Raw genomic sequence first — 16,768 nt, 5'->3', positions numbered from 1 at the left:
TCCTCAGATAGACAGCTTGTTAATGCGTTTGCCGCCGTAAAGCAGGTTGACGATGGCACGGGTACCGACAATCGCGGTGAACATGGACGTCGCCACACCGATAGCGGTGGTGATCGCAAAGCCTTTGATCGAACCGGTGCCCACTGCGTACAGGATGACCGCGGTGATCAGCGTGGTGATGTTGGCGTCGACGATACTGGAGAACGCGCCTTTATAGCCCTCATGGATCGCCTGCTGAACGGACCTGCCGTTCTTCAGCTCTTCCTTGATACGTTCGTTAATCAGTACGTTGGCGTCGACCGCCACCGCCAGCGTCAACACGATCCCGGCAATGCCCGGCATGGTCAGCGTCGCCCCCGGTAACAGGGACATCACGCCGACGATCAGCACCAGGTTGGCGACCAGCGCCGTGGTGGCGATCACGCCGAACTTACGGTACCAGACCACCATGAAGACGATGGACGCCACCAGGCCCCACAGACAGGCTTCCAGACCTTGGGTGATGTTCTGCTGACCCAGGGTTGGACCGATGGTGCGCTCTTCGACGATCTGAATCGGCGCGATCAGCGCGCCCGCACGCAGCAGCAGCGAAAGCTGACGCGCTTCGTTCGGGTTGCCGATACCGGTGATGCGGAAGCTGTTGCCCAGACGCGACTGAATGTTCGCCACGTTGATCACTTCTTCCTGTTTCACCAGCACCGCACGGCCGTTGGCGTCTTTCTTGCCGCTGTCCTTATACTCCACGAACAGGGTCGCCATCGGCTTGCCGATGTTGTCCTTGGTGAAGTTGGACATCGACGTGCCGCCGGCGCTGTCCAGCGAGATGTTAACCTGCGGCTGGTTGTATTCGTCGGTGCTCGAGGTGGAGTCGGTGATGTGGTCACCGGTCAGGATCACGCGCTTGTACAGCACGATCGGCTGGCCGTCACGGGTGTATTTCACCTCGGAGTCGCCCGGCACGCGGCCGTTGGCCGCCGCAGTGGCGTCCGCATTGGTGTTCACCAAACGGAACTCCAGGGTCGCGGTGGCGCCCAGAATTTCTTTGGCGCGCGCAGTGTCCTGAATGCCCGGCAGCTCGACCACGATGCGGTCGGCGCCCTGGCGCTGCACCAGCGGTTCGGCAACGCCGAGCTGGTTGACGCGGTTACGCAGGATAGTGATGTTCTGCTGGACGGCGTATTCGCGCGCTTCGCTCAGACGGGCGTCCGTCAGGCTGGCTTTCATGGTGTTGGCGCCGTTGGCGGACAGCACCAGATCGCGCTGACGCGGGCCGATGTAGCTGATGGCCTGGTCGCGAGCCGCATCGTCACGGAAGCGAACTTCCACACCGTTGTTGTCCAGCTTGCGGATAGACGCGTAAGGAATGCCCTTCTCACGCAGCTCGCTGCGCAGGGTATCCATGGTCTGTTCCTGCAGCTTGCTCAGCGCGGTGTCCATGTCCACTTCCATCAGGAAGTGCACGCCGCCGCGCAGGTCCAGGCCGAGTTTCATCGGCTCTGCGCCCAGCATGGCCAGCCAGGTCGGCGTGGCCGGCGCCAGGTTCAGCGCCACGACGAATTTGTCACCCAGCTCGGTCACCAGCGCTTCGCGGGCGCGCAGCTGAACGTCAGGATCTTTAAAGCGAGCCAGGATGGCGCCATTTTCCAGCGCAATCGACTTGCTCGCGATGTTGTCTTTTTCTAATACGGTACGGACCTGGTCCAGCGTAGTTTCACTGGCGGCGACGCCGCGCGCGCCAGTGATTTGTACGGCCGGATCCTCACCGTAGATGTTGGGAAGCGCATAAAGCAGACCGACGAGGATCACGACGATCAACATCAGATACTTCCACAAAGGATAACGGTTTAGCACGGCAATTCCCTTCGGGAAAAAAGATTACAGGGCCTTCATGGTACCTTTCGGCAGAACGGCCGCCACGAAGTCACGCTTGATCATCACTTCCGTGGTGTCGTTCAGCGCGATGGCGATGATGCCGGTGTCGGCCACTTTGGTCACGCGACCGATCAGGCCGCCGGTGGTCAGCACTTCGTCGCCTTTACCGATGGAGTCCATCAGCTTCTTGTGATCTTTAGCGCGCTTCTGCTGTGGGCGCAGGATCATGAAGTAGAAGATCAGGCCGAACACCACCAGCATAATGATCAGAGAGTACGGGCTTCCCTGAGCCGGAGCCCCTGCGGATGCGACGGCGTCAGAAATGAAAAAGCTCATTGAAATTCCCTCATTAAGTTATCAATTATTAGATCAAGCGTTTAAAGGCGGAATCGGCTTACCGATCCGACCATAGAAATCCGCAACAAACTGCTCTAATTTACCCTCTTCGATAGCCTGGCGTAAACCCGCCATGAGGCGCTGGTAGTGACGCAGGTTATGAATCGTGTTCAGTCGAGCACCCAATATTTCGTTGCAACGGTCGAGATGGTGCAAGTAGGCGCGGCTGTAATGGCGACACGTGTAGCAATCACAGTCCTTATCCAGCGGAGAAGTATCATCCTTGTGCTTGGCATTACGGATTTTTACCACACCGTCAGTCACGAACAGATGGCCGTTGCGGGCGTTGCGGGTCGGCATGACGCAGTCGAACATGTCGATGCCGCGACGCACGCCTTCCACCAAATCTTCCGGCTTGCCGACGCCCATCAAATAGCGTGGCTTATCTTCCGGAATTTGCGGGCAAACGTGTTCAAGAATGCGATGCATATCCTCTTTCGGCTCGCCTACAGCCAAGCCGCCCACAGCGTACCCGTCAAAGCCGATATCCACCAGCCCTTTGACGGAAACATCACGTAAATCTTCGTAAACACCGCCCTGAATGATGCCGAACAGCGCATTTTTATTTTCCAGCTCGTCGAAACGCTTGCGGCTGCGCTCCGCCCAGCGCAGCGACATTTCCATTGAACGCTTGGCGTAGTCCCAGTCGGCCGGGTACGGCGTACATTCGTCGAAGATCATCACGATGTCGGAACCCAGGTCATACTGGATTTCCATCGATTTTTCCGGGCTCAGGAATACCTTGTCGCCGTTGATCGGGTTGCGGAAGTACACGCCTTCCTCTTTGATCTTGCGCATCGCCCCCAGGCTGAATACCTGGAAACCGCCGGAGTCGGTGAGGATCGGCCCATGCCACTGCATGAAGTCGTGCAGATCGCCGTGCAGTTTCATGATCTCCTGGCCCGGGCGCAGCCACAGGTGGAAGGTGTTGCCCAGCAGGATCTGTGCGCCGGTCTCTTTCACTTCTTCCGGCGTCATGCCCTTGACCGTACCGTAGGTACCGACCGGCATAAAGGCCGGGGTTTCCACCACGCCGCGGTCGAAGATCAGGCGGCCGCGACGCGCGCGGCCATCGGTAGTTTGTAGTTCGTACTTCACAAAGCCTCCAGCATCAGAGAAACAGTCTGATGTCGTTGAAACGGGGCCGCGCCGTGGGCGCAGCCCGGGAAATTAACCGCCGACGGACTCGTTTTCCGCCTGCGGGTTACGGCTGATGAACATCGCATCGCCGTAGCTGAAAAAGCGATACTGCTCGGCCACCGCCTGCTGATAGGCATTCATGGTATTTTTATAGCCGGCGAAGGCCGACACCAGCATGATCAGGGTCGATTCCGGCAGGTGGAAATTGGTCACCAGCGCGTCGATCACCTGGTAGTGATAACCCGGATAGATAAAGATGCTGGTATCGCCGAAGAACGGCGCAATCAGCGCCTCTTTGCTGGCCGCCGCGGCGCTTTCCAGCGAGCGCACCGAGGTGGTGCCCACCGCCACCACGCGTTTGCCGCGCGCCTTGCAGGCCAGCACCGCATCGACCACGTCCTGCGGCACTTCGGCGTATTCGGCGTGCATCACGTGATCTTCGATGGTCTCCACCCGCACCGGCTGGAAGGTGCCGGCGCCGACGTGCAGCGTCACGAACGCCATTTCCACGCCCTTGGCGCGCAGCGCCGCCAATAGCGGCTCGTCGAAGTGCAGGCCGGCGGTCGGCGCGGCGACCGCGCCGGGCTTCTCGCTGTAGACCGTCTGATACAGCTCGCGGTCGGCGTCTTCATCCGGGCGGGCGATATAAGGCGGCAGCGGCATGTGACCGGCGGCGTTGAGGATAGTGAACACGTCGCGCTCGTCGTTGAAGCGCAGCTCGAACAGCGTCTCGTGGCGCGCCACCATGGTCGCGGCGATGCTCTCGTCATCCCCCAACAGCAGCTCGGCGCCCGGCTTCGGCGCTTTCGACGCGCGCACGTGCGCCAGCACGCGATGGTCGTCCAGCACGCGCTCCACCAGTACTTCAATCTTGCCGCCGCTGACCTTGCGGCCGAACATCCGCGCCGGGATCACGCGGGTATTGTTGAACACCAGCAGATCGCCGGCTTCCAGCTTATCCAGCAGATCGGTGAATACGCCGTGCGTCAGCGCCCCGCTCGGCCCATCCAGCTGCAGCAGGCGGCATGCGCTGCGTTCGGCCTGGGGATAGTGGGCAATCAGGGATTCGGGAAGTTCAAACGAAAAATCAGCGACGCGCATGGGTATTCACTTCTTCAATTTAGGGCTGGTTGGTAAAAAACAGGCGGCCTAGTCTAAAGCCGGGGGCGGTCAGCGGCAAGAAATAAGGAGGATTTGCCTGACTTCGGGTATAGTTGTGGGATGAATTTTCTCGCTCATCTTCATTTGGCCATGTTGGCGGACAGCTCGCTGCTGGGCAACCTGCTGGCCGATTTCGTGCGCGGCAACCCCGCCGCCGACTACCAGCCCGACGTGGTGGCCGGCATCATGATGCACCGCCGCGTCGACGTGCTGACCGACAGCCTGCCGCAGGTGAAAGCCTGCCGCGACTATTTCAGCGCCCCCTACCGCCGCGTGGCACCGATCACCCTCGACGTGGTGTGGGACCATTTTCTGGCGCGCCACTGGCAGCAGTTGGAGCCTTCGCGCGATCTGCACCAGTTTACCCAGGAAGCCCGCAGCCAGATCGAGCCTTATCTGCCGCTCACGCCGCCGCGTTTTCAGAACCTGAACGGCTACCTGTGGCCGGAGCGCTGGCTGGAGCGCTACGCCGAATTGCCGTTCATCGCCCGGGTGCTGCAGGGCATGGCCAGCCGCCGCCCGCGCCTCGAAGCGCTGGCCGGTTCGTTCGCCGACGTCGAGCAACATTATCATCAGCTTGAAACACAGTTCTGGCAGTTTTACCCGCAAATGATGCGGCAGGCGAAGGACAAAGCGCTCTGAGGTCAAGCCCAAGCCATTGAAATTGCAACGCCTTGCAAGAATTTACGTTTTGCCGCTTGCCCTTTTGTGGGAAAAGGTTATTTTTAAAGCTCGCTAAATTATATCAACGACTTTGATAGGTGAAAGCTATCTCATCGATTGGTCTTTTACCCTTTATTCACCAAGTCGCGGCCCCTATACTGGCCCTTGTTTTTACATCCACCCTTTAACACCTATTACAGGAGTAATTATGGTCCTGGTAACTCGTCAAGCCCCTGACTTCACTGCAGCTGCCGTACTGGGTAGCGGCGAAATCGTTGAAAACTTCAACCTGAAGAAGCACCTGAACGGCAAACCGGCCGTGCTGTTCTTCTGGCCAATGGACTTCACCTTCGTATGCCCTTCCGAGCTGATCGCTTTCGATCACCGCTATGAAGAGTTCCAGAAGCGTGGCGTTGAAGTGGTTGGCGTTTCCTTCGACTCAGAGTTCGTTCACAACGCATGGCGTAAAACCCCTGTCGACAAAGGCGGCATCGGTGAAGTGAAATATGCAATGGTTGCTGACATCAAGCGTGAAATCCAGAAAGCTTACGGCATCGAACACCCGGAAGCCGGCGTTGCGCTGCGCGGCTCCTTCCTGATCGACAAAGACGGCATCGTGCGTGCTCAGGTTGTTAACGACCTGCCAATCGGCCGTAACATCGACGAAATGATCCGTACCGTTGATGCGCTGCAATTCCACGAAGAGCACGGTGAAGTGTGCCCGGCTCAGTGGGAAAAAGGCAAAGCAGGTATGGGCGCTTCTCCAGACGGCGTTGCAAAATACCTGTCTGAAAACGCTGCCAAGCTGTAATTTCAGCCTGATAGTGAATCAACCGGCCCACGCGGCCGGTTTTTTTATGCCCCTTTATGGGGCAGACCGCCCACCTTCAGTGCTTTATTTCCCTGTTTCCGCTCACATTTCCCACCCTGCTCGCCGCGCGCACGCCCATCTGCGGCTACTATCAATAACGCTGGCTCGCGCTTTGCAAGTGAACAGCGGCAAGCAAACACAACACAATAAAAAACTGACAGGGTAGGAATAACTATGTTTTTACAGAAATGGAGCAAACCCCTGACCATGGCGGCGCTGCTGGTCAGCGGCAGCCTGTATGCGGCATCCAACCCAGCGGTGGAAGCCAAAAACGGCATGGTGGTCACCTCGCAACACCTGGCCTCGCAGGTCGGCGTGGATATCCTGAAGATGGGCGGCAACGCCATCGACGCCGCCGTGGCGGTCGGCTATGCGCAGGCGGTGGTTAACCCCTGCTGCGGCAACATCGGCGGCGGCGGCTTTATGACCGTCCACCTGGCGGACGGCACCGACACCTTCATCAACTTCCGTGAAACCGCGCCGGCGGCGGCCAGCGCCAACATGTATCTGGATGCCGACGGCAAGGTAAAGAAAGACGCCAGCCTGTACGGCTATCTGGCGGCGGGCGTGCCGGGCACCGTGCTGGGGATGGAAACCGCGCGTGAGAAGTACGGCAAGCTGAGCCGCGAACAGGTGCTGGCGCCGGCTATCAAGCTGGCGCGCGAAGGCTTTGTGCTGACCCGCGCCGATACCGATATTCTCGACACCACCATCGCGCGCTTCAAACAGGATCCCGAGTCGGCCAAAATCTTCCTGCGCCCGGACGGCAGCCCGCTGCAGCCGGGGGACAAACTGGTGCAAACCGATCTGGCCAATACGCTGGAAGCCATCGCCAAAGGGGGAACCGATGCCTTCTATAAAGGCAAGATCCCGCAGGCGGTGGAGGCGGCGGCCAAACAGGGCGGCGGCATCTTGACCGCCGCCGACTTCGCCAATTACAAGGTCACCGAAACCCCGCCGATTACCTGCAGCTATCGCGGCTACAAGTTCGTGTCGGCGCCGCCTCCCAGCTCCGGCGGCGTGACGCTGTGCGAAATCCTCAACGTGGTGGAAGGCTATGACCTGAAAAGCATGGGCTTCAACTCGGCGGCGGCCATTCACACCATGACCGAAGCGATGCGCCATGCCTACATGGACCGCAACACCTACCTCGGCGACCCGGAATTCATCAAGAACCCGATCGACCGGCTGGTGAGCAAGAGCTACGCCGAGCAGATCCGCAAGAAAATCGTCGCGGACAAGGCCACGCCGTCGGAAAACGTGCAGCCCGGCATGGAACCGCATGAAAAACCGGAAACCACCCACTATTCGATCGTCGATCACGACGGCAACGCCGTCTCCACCACCTATACCGTCAACGGCCGTTTCGGCGCCGTGGTGATCGCACCGGGCACCGGCTTCTTCCTCAACGACGAGATGGACGACTTTACGGTCAAAGTGGGCGAGAAAAACCTGTACGGGCTGGTGCAGGGCACCGCCAACAGCATTGCCCCCGGTAAGCGCCCACTATCGTCGATGAGCCCGACGCTGGTGACCAGGGACAACAAGATCTTTATGGTACTGGGCTCGCCGGGCGGTTCGCGCATCATCACCATTACCCTGCAGACCGCGTTGAACGTGATCGACCACGGCATGGCACCGCAGGAAGCGGTGGACGCGCCGCGCATCCATCACCAATGGTTGCCGGATGAGGTGTACTACGAACAGCGCGGCGTTTCCGCCGATACGTTGAAGCTGCTGAGCGGCATGGGCTATAAGATGGTCGAGCAAACGCCGTGGGGCGCCGCCGAACTGATTCTGGTCGGTTTGCCGGGCGCGGCGGGCGTCAGCCCGGCCAACTCCGGCAACGACTCGGCGGTTTCCGGCAAGGTGCGCGAAGGCTATCTGTACGGCGCCAACGACGTGCGTCGCCCGGCAGGTTCTGCGGTCGGTTACTGATGTAAACGCCTACTCACCTTGATCGCGGGGGCCCTATGGCCCCCGCAGTTGCTTTAGCCTTCGCAGCGCCACACGCTGGCCGACGCTTCCGTCAGCTGCAGGCGCAGCCCGCCCGCCGTTTCGCTCAGCTCTCCCCGCCCTTCCACACGCTGCCACGGGCCGCGCGCCAACAGCGGGTTATGCGGCAACTGCGCCTGGCCACTGCCGTCGCGCTGCAGCGCCACCAGCACCTGCTCCTGTTGATACAGGCGCACGAACACCAGCGTTTCTCCGTTGGCATACAGCACCTGACAGCCGCCGCGGCGCAATGCCACGCTCTGTTTACGCAGCGCCGCCATGCGCTGGAACAGCGCCAACAGCGGCCGGTCCCAGTCGCCGACGTCCCACGGGAACGGCTTGCGGCAGAACGGATCGTTGCCGCCGTCCAGACCAATCTCATCGCCGTAATAGAGACAAGGCACGCCAATCCAGCTCAGCAACCACACCGCCGCCATCTGCATGCGCGCCGCGTTCCCCTGCAGCAGCGTGAGGAAACGCGCGGTATCGTGGCTGTCCAGCTGGTTGAACTGGATCAGCTGGCGGCCGTGCGGCAGCCCGGCGCGGTAACCGTCCATCCACTGTGCGCACCCGGCGGCGTCCAGCCGCACCGGGTGATAGGCCACGTCCAGCCCCGCCAAGAACGCCCGCACCGGCAGCGCGAACCCCATGTAGTTCATCGCCGCGTCCTCCACGCCGGCGTGCAGCCAGCGGCGCGCGTCGCCGAAGTGCTCGCCCAAGACGTAGGCCTGCGGGTTCTCCTGCTTCACCGCCTGATAGATGCCAGCCAGGTGGTTCAGGTTACCGGTGGCGCCGCCGTTCTCTCCCAGCATGTGCACCACGTCCAGCCGCCAACCGTCGATGCTGTACGGCGGGCGCAGCCAGTGGCGCACCACGCTGCCTTCTCCGCGATAGATCGCTTCCGCAACCTGCGGCTCGGCGAAATTAAGCTTCGGCAGGCTGGCGTTGCCCTTCCAGTCGAGCGCGCGGCCGTCCGGGTAAAAGTTGAACCAGCCGCGATACGGTGAATCGGGGTGGTGACAGGCGCCGTTTTCGCCCTGGCGATGGCGGTCGAACCACGGATGCGAGTCGCCGGTGTGGTTGAATACCCCGTCCAGCACCAGTTTCATGCCCACCTTGTGAGTGCTCACTCGCAAACGCTGCAGCGCCGCGTTGCCGCCGAAGTGCGGATCGACCTGGTAATAGTCCTCGGTATCGTACTTATGCACGCTCGGCGCGGTAAAAATCGGGTTCAGATACAGCGCCGTCACGCCCAGCTGCTGCAAATACGGCAGTTTGGCGCTGATGCCGTCCAGATCGCCGCCGTAAAAGGTCGAGGCAGCGTGGCGATCCTCCAGCGGATGCTGCCAGTCGCGCCGAATCACCTCGGCACCGGCCGCGTGATGGCGGTAGCTGCCGCTCTGGATGCCGTGTTCGCCGCCGCTGCTGGCGAACCGATCGGGGAAAATCTGGTAGAACAGCTGATCCGCCACCCACTCGGGGCCATTGTCAGGATCGTCGACGGCGAACTGCGCCAGCTGGCCCGGCGGCGTTGATGACCAGCCCTGCGGGCCGAACCACTGCTGGCGATCGGCCCACAGCAGCTTGAAGCAGTAACGCCGCGTCGGCTCGCCCTCATTCAGCGTCAGGCTGGCCTGGTAGCGCCGCATCCCCTCGTGGCGCTGCGCTTTCATCACCAGCAGCCACTCTTCGTTGTCCGGTTCGGCGCGCAAAAACACCCGCTCCGGCAGTTCATCCCCCTGTAACCACAGCGTGATATCCAAACGTTGCCCTTGCTTCACCACAAAAGGCGGGACCGGTTGATGCCAGGCGTTAAGCATACTGTTTCTCCTGCTGTACCAAACGAAATCGACGGCGTTCTTCAAGAAGCGAACAATGCCACGTTAAGTGCAACTCCCCCTCCTCTCTGGCCGCAAAACCCGGGGATGAGCCGGGGGGCGGAGACCGAAAAATAACGCTAACCCGATGTAAAAAAAGGTAAACAGGCACAAATCCTGCACGTTACCCCTTAGGCTAACGCGTTTTAAGTTTACAGGATATTTTTTGCGCATTTTTTAAGGAGCGGTAATGCAACAACAGATAACGCGCTGGCTGGAACAGTTTGGTTTGGAATTCGGCGGAGTGATGTCGCTGTTGATGGTATTGGGGTTGATTGTCCTGATCTCGGTGGTGATCCACCTGGTGCTGCACCGGGTGGTGTTGGCCGCCCTTCAGCGCCGCGGCCAGCAATCGCAGCGCGTCTGGCAACAGGCCATCACCCAATACAAACTGTTCCAGCGCGTGGCGCTGCTGCTGCAAGGGGTGATCATCAGCATCCAGGCGACGCTGTGGTTACAGAGCGGCAGCCAGACCCAGGCGGTGATCGTCACCGCCGCACAGGTGTGGATCCTCGCCTTCACCCTGCTGTCGCTGTTCTCGCTGCTGGATACGCTGCTGGCGCTGCTGCGCCAAAGCCCGATTTCCAATCAGCTGCCGCTGCGCGGCATTTTCCAGGGCCTGAAACTGGTGGCGGCGATCCTGATCGGTATCATGATCGTCTCGCTGCTGATGGGCAAATCGCCGCTGCTGCTGCTCAGCGGCCTGGGCGCCATGACCGCGGTCCTGATGTTGGTGTTCAAGGATCCGATCCTCGGGCTGGTGGCCGGCATTCAGCTCTCCGCCAACGATATGCTGAAGATCGGCGACTGGCTGGAAATGCCGAAATATGGCGCCGACGGCGCGGTCACCGACATCGGCCTGACCACGGTCAAAGTGCGCAACTGGGACAATACCGTCACCACCATTCCCACCTACGCGCTGATCTCCGACTCGTTCAAAAACTGGCGTTCGATGTCGGAATCCGGTGGGCGTCGCATCAAGCGCAGCCTGAATATCGACACCGGCAGCGTGCACTTCCTGTCGCAAGAGGAACAGCACCGCCTGCAGCGCAACCCGCTGCTGCACAGCTACCTGAACGTCAAGACCCAAGAGCTGAGCCAGCACAACCAGGAGATCGCCATCGATCTGGCCTCGCCGCTCAACGGCCGCCGCCTGACCAACCTCGGCACGCTGCGCGCCTATCTGGAAGCCTATCTGCGCGCTCACCCGCGCATTCACCAGAACATGACGCTGATGGTGCGCCAGCTGGCGCCGACGCCGGAAGGCCTGCCGCTGGAAATCTACGCCTTCACCAACACCACGGTCTGGGCGGAGTATGAAAGCATTCAGGCGGATATTTTCGACCATATTCTGGCGGTGATCGACGAGTTCGGCCTGCGCGTGCATCAGACGCCAACCGGCAATGACCTGCGCGGCATGCTGCTACAAAACGCGAACGCTTCCTGACGTCGGCTGACGTAACTGTGTCTGCTGGTAATGATGTTCTTTCAATTGCCAGCAGATATCTCCATCCCCTTCTTTTCCCCGATAAAAACGGCGTTAATGCGCCATCACCTTCACCACCGAGAGGGAAAGCCCTTGCTGAAACGGTTACGTCATCGGCTGTTTACCCTGATGGCCACCCTGCTGTTTATCGGCTGCCTGCACAGCGCTTCGCTGGAGGAAAGCCGCATGCCCCGCAACCTGCAACCTTCGCTGAGCGCGCTCAGCAGCAATATGCAGGACATTCGCGAAGTGTTGGCGCGCTGCGCCGGCGAGGAAGAGGAGGAACGCCTTAACGGCGGCGACGTGCGCATCGAAGCGCGCGCCGCCGGGGAGGATGAAGTGGAAGACAAACGCTTGGCATAGTAGGTTAAAAAACGCCCCATCTTGTTGCGTCACACGCAACACCTGGCTATGATGCGTATAGCGCAACACTCATGGAGCCGTCAGGATGATAAGAAGCTTCAAGCATAAGGGACTCAAAAAGTTTTTCGAAACCGGTTCAACGGCGGGTATCGACGCCAAGCAGGCGAAGAAAATCGCGCTGCGGCTGAGCGTACTGGATCTGGCGAAAGTGATTGATGACGTAGATCTGCCCGACTTCTTCTTGCACCCGCTAACGGGCGCTCGCAGCGGGCAATGGTCCGTCACCGTAACCGGCAACTGGCGTATCACGTTTGAACTGGTCGAGGGTGATGTTTATATCGTGAATTATGAGGACTATCACTAATGAACCGCATGCATAATCCCCCTCATCCTGGCGAGTTGATCAAAGAAACCATGGAAACGCTGAATCTCAGCGCGCGCGCGCTGGCTAAAGCGCTGGACGTCGCGCCCTCCACGGTTCAACGCCTGATCAGCGGAAAGTCCGATATCTCGCCGGAAATGGCCATCCGCCTGTCTATCGTGATAGGCAGTTCCGAACAGGTTTGGATGGGTATGCAGGATGCTTACGATCTGTGGCAGGCCAGGCAGTCCATCGACGTTTCGAAACTGCGCAAGCTGGACTTCGCTTGACGCCTGCCCCTAAAAAAACACCGGCCTTAGCCGGTGTTTTTCCATTTAGTCTTGCTGCGCCGCCAGCGGCGCGCGTTTTTTCTGATGGTTGACCTTGAACCAGTATCCCGCCAGCAGCAATACCACCCAAACCAGGCCGGCGTACAGCGAGACGCGCGTGGTCGGGAAGTAGCCGATCAGGCCGATGATGAACACCAGGAACACGATTGCCACCACCGAGGTGAACACTCCGCCGCGCAGCGGGAACGCCAGCTGCTTCACCTGCTCTTTGCTCAGGCTGCGGCGGAAGGCGATTTGGGAGAACAGGATCATGATCCACACCCACACGGTGGCGAAGGTCGCCAGGGACGCGATCACCAGGAACACGCTCTCCGGCATGATGTAGTTTAGGTATACCGCCAGCAGCAGCGCCAGCATCATCACCACCACCGTCACCCAGGGAATGCCGCGCTTCGATACCTTGCTGAACATCTTCGGCGCATGGCCCTGCTCGGCCATACCGTGCAGCATGCGACCGACGCCGAACACGTCGCTGTTGATCGCCGACAGCGAAGCGGTGATCACCACGAAGTTGAGGATACCCGCCGCCACGGTGATGCCCATATGCTGGAAGGTCAGCACGAACGGACTGCCGTTGGTGCCCACCTGGTTCCACGGGTAGATAGACATAATGACGAACAGCGTGCCGACGTAGAACACCAGAATGCGCCAAGGCACCGAGTTGATGGCTTTAGGAATCGATTTTTTCGGATCTTTGGCTTCGCCGGCGGTGATGCCGATGATTTCAATGCCGCCGTAAGCGAACATCACCAGCTGCAGCGACAGGATCATGCCGATAAAGCCGTTGCTGAAGAAGCCGCCGTTCGACCACAGGTTATGAATGCCGGTCGGTTGCCCGCCGTTGCCGATGCCCCAGATGATGATGCCGATGCCGGCCGCGATCATGATGATGATGGTGGCGACCTTGAAGAACGAGAACCAGAACTCCAACTCGCCGAATACCTTGACGCTCATCAGGTTGATGGCGCCGATGATCAGCACCACGCTCAGCACCCAGATCCAGTGCGGCACTTCCGGGAACCAGACCCCCATATAGATGCCGAAGGCGGTCACGTCGGCGATGGCGACGATCAGGATTTCAAAGCAGTAAGTCCAACCGGTGATGTAACCCGCCATCGGGCCGAGGTAGTCCTGCGCGTAGCGGGAAAACGAGCTGGCCTGCGGGTTGTTGACCGACATCTCCCCCAGTGCGCGCATGATGATAAAGGCCACGATGCCGCCGATCAGGTAAGCCAGCAGCACGCTCGGGCCGGCCATTTTGATGGCGTCCGCCGAGCCGTAGAACAACCCGGTGCCGATGGCCGATCCCAGCGCCATAAAGCGGATATGACGCGTACTGAGGCCGCGTTTCAGCTTATTGTCGGGGGCCGTGGTGGGTGACTGTTGTTGCATGAAGATGACCCATAGTTTTAAACGTAAAAAAGCCACGGACATGTCCGTGGCCCTGGATTAAGCCGGGGGATTATCAGTGCGCGGTCACTTGGGAACGCGTGCACACCCGATCATAAATCGCGACCAGCGCCAGCATCAGCAGCGAAGGCGGCAACCATGCCAACCCCTGCTCCGCCAGCGGCAGGTGAGTGGTCCAGGCCGGCAGCAGCTGCTGGAAACTGGAGGCTTTCACCGCGTCAAGGATACCAAACAACAGGCTGACAAGCATCACCGGCGCGATGATGCGCGGCGCACTGTGCCACCAACGCAGGGTGAAGCTCAGCACCACCAGCACGATGCACGGCGGGTAAATCGCAGTCAGCACCGGAATGGAGATCTGGATCAGGTGGCTCAGGCCGAGGTTGGACACCACCATCGAGAACAGGCCCAGGATAAATACCAGCGTCTTGTACGAGAACGGCAGGTATTGCGCGAAGAACTCGGCGCAGGCGCAGGTCAGGCCGACCGCGGTCACCATACAGGCGATGAAGATCAGCGCCGCCAGGAAGAAGCTGCCCAGGCCGCCGAAGGTGTTCTGAACGTAAGCGTGCAGGATCACCGCGCCGTTGGTGGCGTCAGGCACCAGCGCGCCGCTGCCGGAGCCCAGCTTGAACAGGCTCAGGTAAACCAGCGTCAGGCCCACGCCGGCGATCAAACCGGCCAAGATGGTGTAACGGGTCAACAGACCGGCGTCTTTCACGCCGCGCGAGCGCGCCGCATTGACGATAACGATGCCGAATACCAGCGCACCCAGCGTATCCATGGTCAGATAGCCGTTAACGAAGCCGGAGGAGAAAGGCACGCTCTGGTAAGCCGCCGTCGCCGGGATCGGCGCGCCGGCAGGCCACAGCAGCGCGGCGATGCCCAATACGGCCAGCGCCACAATCTTCAGCGGTGCCAGCACGTGGCCGACGGTGTCGAGCAGGCGGCCCGGATACAGGGAGATGCCGATCACCAGCGCGAAGTACACCAGGCTGTAGATGAACAGCGGCATGGCACCGTCGCCGGTCAGCGGGGCGATACCCACTTCAAAGGACACGGTGGCGGTGCGCGGCGTGGCGAACAGCGGGCCGACGGCCAGGTAGCAGACGGTCGCCAGCAGCAGGCCGGCGCCGCGGCCGATCGGTGAGCTGAGGGCGTCGATGCCGCCGCCGACGCGCGCCAGCGCGATGACGGTAATGACCGGCAGACCGACCGCGGTGATCAGAAAGCCCAGCGCCGCGGTCCAGACGTGTTCACCGGACTGCAAGCCGACCATCGGCGGGAAGATGATGTTCCCGGCCCCAACGAATAAGGCAAAGGTCATGAAGCCCAGTGCCAGGATATCTTTTGACGTTAAACGATGACTCATACGATGTCGTGTTGCCTGTTCAAATGAAAAAATATGGTCCGATAGCGTGGTGGCGTGACGCCCCACCCGGTTGCCGGCATGCCCGATCGTTGCAGCACCAAATAAGCACCCTAAACGCAGTCGATCCGGCGTTTATGTCCCTATTCGAAAGTGGCCACTCATGAAGATGGGCAAAATTTTAGGAGTTATAAAAATGGAGGTTTAATCCGACAACGAGGGCTAAGGTAAACGTTTATAGCGCTTCAAGGCAAGACGCACGGCGAAAAGCAGAGCTATCGACCATATAAACTTTAGCCACCAGTCGATCATATTGGCTATCAATAAATATACACTACATGATTTGTATCATTTTTGAACAACAGATTCACAAAACGTGAAGCATATACCACTTTACCGCGCGAAAACGCCAATAAATGCCCGATTTTCGCGTGGCATAAGCTCCGTTCAGCCGTTAAAAAAGGCGAAAATTACGCCACATTTTGTCGCTTATTGCACCGTGGCCGACGCGAGCGGCTGCAAGCCGAGCGCCTGGCGGGTCTTCTGCAGGGCGGCCGGCGGCAGCGGCAGATAGCCGTCGTGATTGACCAGGTTCTGCCCTGCGGCCGACAGCACGCGGTCGAGGAACGCGGCGGTCAGCGGCTCGAGCGGTTGATTGGGGGCTTTGTTGATATAGATATAGAGATAGCGCGACAGCGGGTAGCGATCGTTGCGCACGTTGGCGGCGGTAGGCGCGACATAGTCCTCACCCGACTCTGCCAACGGCAGTAGCCGCACGCCGCTGGCGCGAAAGCCGATGCTGGCATAGCCGATGCCGTTGAGCGAACCGGCCACCGCCTGCACCACCGAGGCCGAACCGGGCAGCTCATTGACGCGCGGCATAAAATCGCCGCCGCACAGCGCGCGCAGTTTGAAATACCCGTAGGTGCCGGAAGCCGAATTGCGGCCGAAGCGCTGCAGCGAGCGCGTCGCCCAGTCGCCGCTGAGCCCCAGCTCGCCCCAACGCGTCAGCGGTTTGCTTTCTCCGCAGCGCCGGGTGGCGGAGAAAATGCGATCGAGCTGCTGCAGATTGAGGCCGCGCAGCGGATTGTCCTGATGCACCAACACCACCAGCGCATCCACCGCCACCGGCACCGCCAGCGGCGCATAGCCGTAACGGTGTTCGAACGCCGAGACCTCGGCCGCCTTCATCGGCCGGCTCATCGGGCCCAACTGCGCGGCGCCCGCCGCCAAGGCGGTCGGCGCGGTCGACGAGCCGGCGGCCTGGATCTGCAGGTTAACGTTGGGGTAATGCCGGCTGAAATCCTGCGCCCACAGCGCCATCAGATTCGCCAGGGTGTCGGAACCGACGCTGGACAGGTTGCCCGCCAGCATGCCGTCGGGCTGCGCCAGCGCGCCGCGTCCGGCCAGCAGCGCCAGGCAAAGCAACAGCCCTCGGGTTATTCGGGTCATAC

At 60.3% G+C, this 16,768-nt stretch carries 15 protein-coding genes; 7 read left to right on the top strand and 8 right to left on the bottom strand.

What is annotated here, in order from left to right; all coding sequences use genetic code 11:
- Positions 1–3: 3 nt before the first annotated feature.
- The 4 genes from secD to queA form a co-directional block, all read right to left on the bottom strand.
- Positions 4–1,851 (bottom strand): protein translocase subunit SecD, encoded by a 1,848-nt coding sequence (gene secD, locus C9411_RS12705; RefSeq protein ID WP_071845295.1) that lies wholly within the window; start codon positions 1,849–1,851, stop codon positions 4–6.
- 24 nt (positions 1,852–1,875) lie between these two features.
- Positions 1,876–2,208, bottom strand: coding sequence for a preprotein translocase subunit YajC (gene yajC, locus C9411_RS12700; protein WP_004940391.1), 333 nt, complete (start codon positions 2,206–2,208; stop codon positions 1,876–1,878).
- A 33-nt stretch (positions 2,209–2,241) separates the two neighbouring features.
- Positions 2,242–3,366, bottom strand: a complete 1,125-nt coding sequence (tgt, locus tag C9411_RS12695) for a tRNA guanosine(34) transglycosylase Tgt (RefSeq protein ID WP_033647322.1) — start codon at positions 3,364–3,366, stop codon at positions 2,242–2,244.
- Between the two features lie 72 nt (positions 3,367–3,438).
- Entirely contained in the window at positions 3,439–4,509 is a 1,071-nt protein-coding gene (queA, locus tag C9411_RS12690) for a tRNA preQ1(34) S-adenosylmethionine ribosyltransferase-isomerase QueA (RefSeq protein ID WP_016928878.1), read from the bottom strand.
- A 120-nt stretch (positions 4,510–4,629) separates the two neighbouring features.
- Here queA and C9411_RS12685 point away from each other — a divergent pair, with 120 nt between their 5' ends.
- The 3 genes from C9411_RS12685 to ggt all read left to right on the top strand — a co-directional run bounded on the left by C9411_RS12685 (position 4,630) and on the right by ggt (position 8,041).
- Positions 4,630–5,211, top strand: coding sequence for an ACP phosphodiesterase (locus C9411_RS12685; RefSeq protein ID WP_063990909.1), 582 nt, complete (start codon positions 4,630–4,632; stop codon positions 5,209–5,211).
- A 229-nt stretch (positions 5,212–5,440) separates the two neighbouring features.
- Entirely contained in the window at positions 5,441–6,043 is a 603-nt protein-coding gene (locus C9411_RS12680; RefSeq protein WP_019454212.1) for a peroxiredoxin C, read from the top strand.
- A 234-nt stretch (positions 6,044–6,277) separates the two neighbouring features.
- Positions 6,278–8,041, top strand: a complete 1,764-nt coding sequence (ggt, locus tag C9411_RS12675) for a gamma-glutamyltransferase (RefSeq protein ID WP_107227180.1) — start codon at positions 6,278–6,280, stop codon at positions 8,039–8,041.
- Positions 8,042–8,094: 53 nt separating this feature from the next.
- On the opposite strand, the gene malZ is transcribed toward ggt, so the two are convergent.
- Complete coding sequence (gene malZ / locus C9411_RS12670; protein ID WP_107227179.1) at positions 8,095–9,918, bottom strand: maltodextrin glucosidase; 1,824 nt, start codon at positions 9,916–9,918, stop codon at positions 8,095–8,097.
- Between the two features lie 247 nt (positions 9,919–10,165).
- Here malZ and C9411_RS12665 point away from each other — a divergent pair, with 247 nt between their 5' ends.
- From C9411_RS12665 to C9411_RS12650, 4 genes are all read left to right on the top strand, one after another.
- Positions 10,166–11,422, top strand: a complete 1,257-nt coding sequence (locus C9411_RS12665; protein WP_063990906.1) for a mechanosensitive ion channel family protein — start codon at positions 10,166–10,168, stop codon at positions 11,420–11,422.
- Between the two features lie 132 nt (positions 11,423–11,554).
- Positions 11,555–11,824, top strand: coding sequence for a hypothetical protein (locus C9411_RS12660; RefSeq protein WP_063990905.1), 270 nt, complete (start codon positions 11,555–11,557; stop codon positions 11,822–11,824).
- Positions 11,825–11,909: 85 nt separating this feature from the next.
- Complete coding sequence (locus tag C9411_RS12655; RefSeq protein WP_107227178.1) at positions 11,910–12,188, top strand: type II toxin-antitoxin system RelE/ParE family toxin; 279 nt, start codon at positions 11,910–11,912, stop codon at positions 12,186–12,188.
- On the top strand, positions 12,188–12,475 hold the full coding sequence (locus tag C9411_RS12650) for a HigA family addiction module antitoxin (protein ID WP_025160069.1): 288 nt from the start codon (positions 12,188–12,190) through the stop codon (positions 12,473–12,475). Before C9411_RS12655 ends, C9411_RS12650 begins: the two co-directional genes overlap by 1 nt.
- Positions 12,476–12,520: 45 nt before the next feature.
- Here C9411_RS12650 and proY read toward each other — a convergent pair whose 3' ends face one another.
- The 3 genes from proY to C9411_RS12635 all read right to left on the bottom strand — a co-directional run bounded on the left by proY (position 12,521) and on the right by C9411_RS12635 (position 16,766).
- On the bottom strand, positions 12,521–13,927 hold the full coding sequence (gene proY, locus C9411_RS12645; RefSeq protein ID WP_063991170.1) for a proline-specific permease ProY: 1,407 nt from the start codon (positions 13,925–13,927) through the stop codon (positions 12,521–12,523).
- 73 nt (positions 13,928–14,000) lie between these two features.
- Complete coding sequence (brnQ, locus tag C9411_RS12640; protein ID WP_049188672.1) at positions 14,001–15,317, bottom strand: branched-chain amino acid transport system II carrier protein; 1,317 nt, start codon at positions 15,315–15,317, stop codon at positions 14,001–14,003.
- A gap of 486 nt (positions 15,318–15,803) precedes the next feature.
- Positions 15,804–16,766 carry a PstS family phosphate ABC transporter substrate-binding protein gene (locus C9411_RS12635; RefSeq protein WP_107227177.1) on the bottom strand — a complete coding sequence of 321 codons (963 nt, stop codon included), beginning with the start codon at positions 16,764–16,766 and terminating at the stop codon, positions 15,804–15,806.
- Positions 16,767–16,768 lie beyond the last annotated feature (2 nt).

The sequence above is a fragment of the Serratia sp. Nf2 genome (assembly GCF_003028435.1).
GTDB lineage: Bacteria > Pseudomonadota > Gammaproteobacteria > Enterobacterales > Enterobacteriaceae > Serratia > Serratia marcescens_L.
This window is presented reverse-complemented; position numbering and strand designations above follow the sequence as displayed.

Bases quoted from the DNA above. Each gene is read 5' to 3' on its own strand.
- yajC (WP_004940391.1), bottom strand. From the start codon at position 2,208: ATGAGCTTTTTCATTTCTGACGCCGTCGCATCCGCAGGGGCTCCGGCT.
- queA (WP_016928878.1), bottom strand. From the start codon at position 4,509: ATGCGCGTCGCTGATTTTTCGTTTGAACTTCCCGAATCCCTGATTGCC.
- C9411_RS12685 (WP_063990909.1), top strand. From the start codon at position 4,630: ATGAATTTTCTCGCTCATCTTCATTTGGCCATGTTGGCGGACAGCTCG.
- C9411_RS12680 (WP_019454212.1), top strand. From the start codon at position 5,441: ATGGTCCTGGTAACTCGTCAAGCCCCTGACTTCACTGCAGCTGCCGTA.
- ggt (WP_107227180.1), top strand. From the start codon at position 6,278: ATGTTTTTACAGAAATGGAGCAAACCCCTGACCATGGCGGCGCTGCTG.
- malZ (WP_107227179.1), bottom strand. From the start codon at position 9,918: ATGCTTAACGCCTGGCATCAACCGGTCCCGCCTTTTGTGGTGAAGCAA.
- C9411_RS12665 (WP_063990906.1), top strand. From the start codon at position 10,166: ATGCAACAACAGATAACGCGCTGGCTGGAACAGTTTGGTTTGGAATTC.
- C9411_RS12655 (WP_107227178.1), top strand. From the start codon at position 11,910: ATGATAAGAAGCTTCAAGCATAAGGGACTCAAAAAGTTTTTCGAAACC.
- C9411_RS12650 (WP_025160069.1), top strand. From the start codon at position 12,188: ATGAACCGCATGCATAATCCCCCTCATCCTGGCGAGTTGATCAAAGAA.
- proY (WP_063991170.1), bottom strand. From the start codon at position 13,927: ATGCAACAACAGTCACCCACCACGGCCCCCGACAATAAGCTGAAACGC.
- brnQ (WP_049188672.1), bottom strand. From the start codon at position 15,317: ATGAGTCATCGTTTAACGTCAAAAGATATCCTGGCACTGGGCTTCATG.
- C9411_RS12635 (WP_107227177.1), bottom strand. From the start codon at position 16,766: ATGACCCGAATAACCCGAGGGCTGTTGCTTTGCCTGGCGCTGCTGGCC.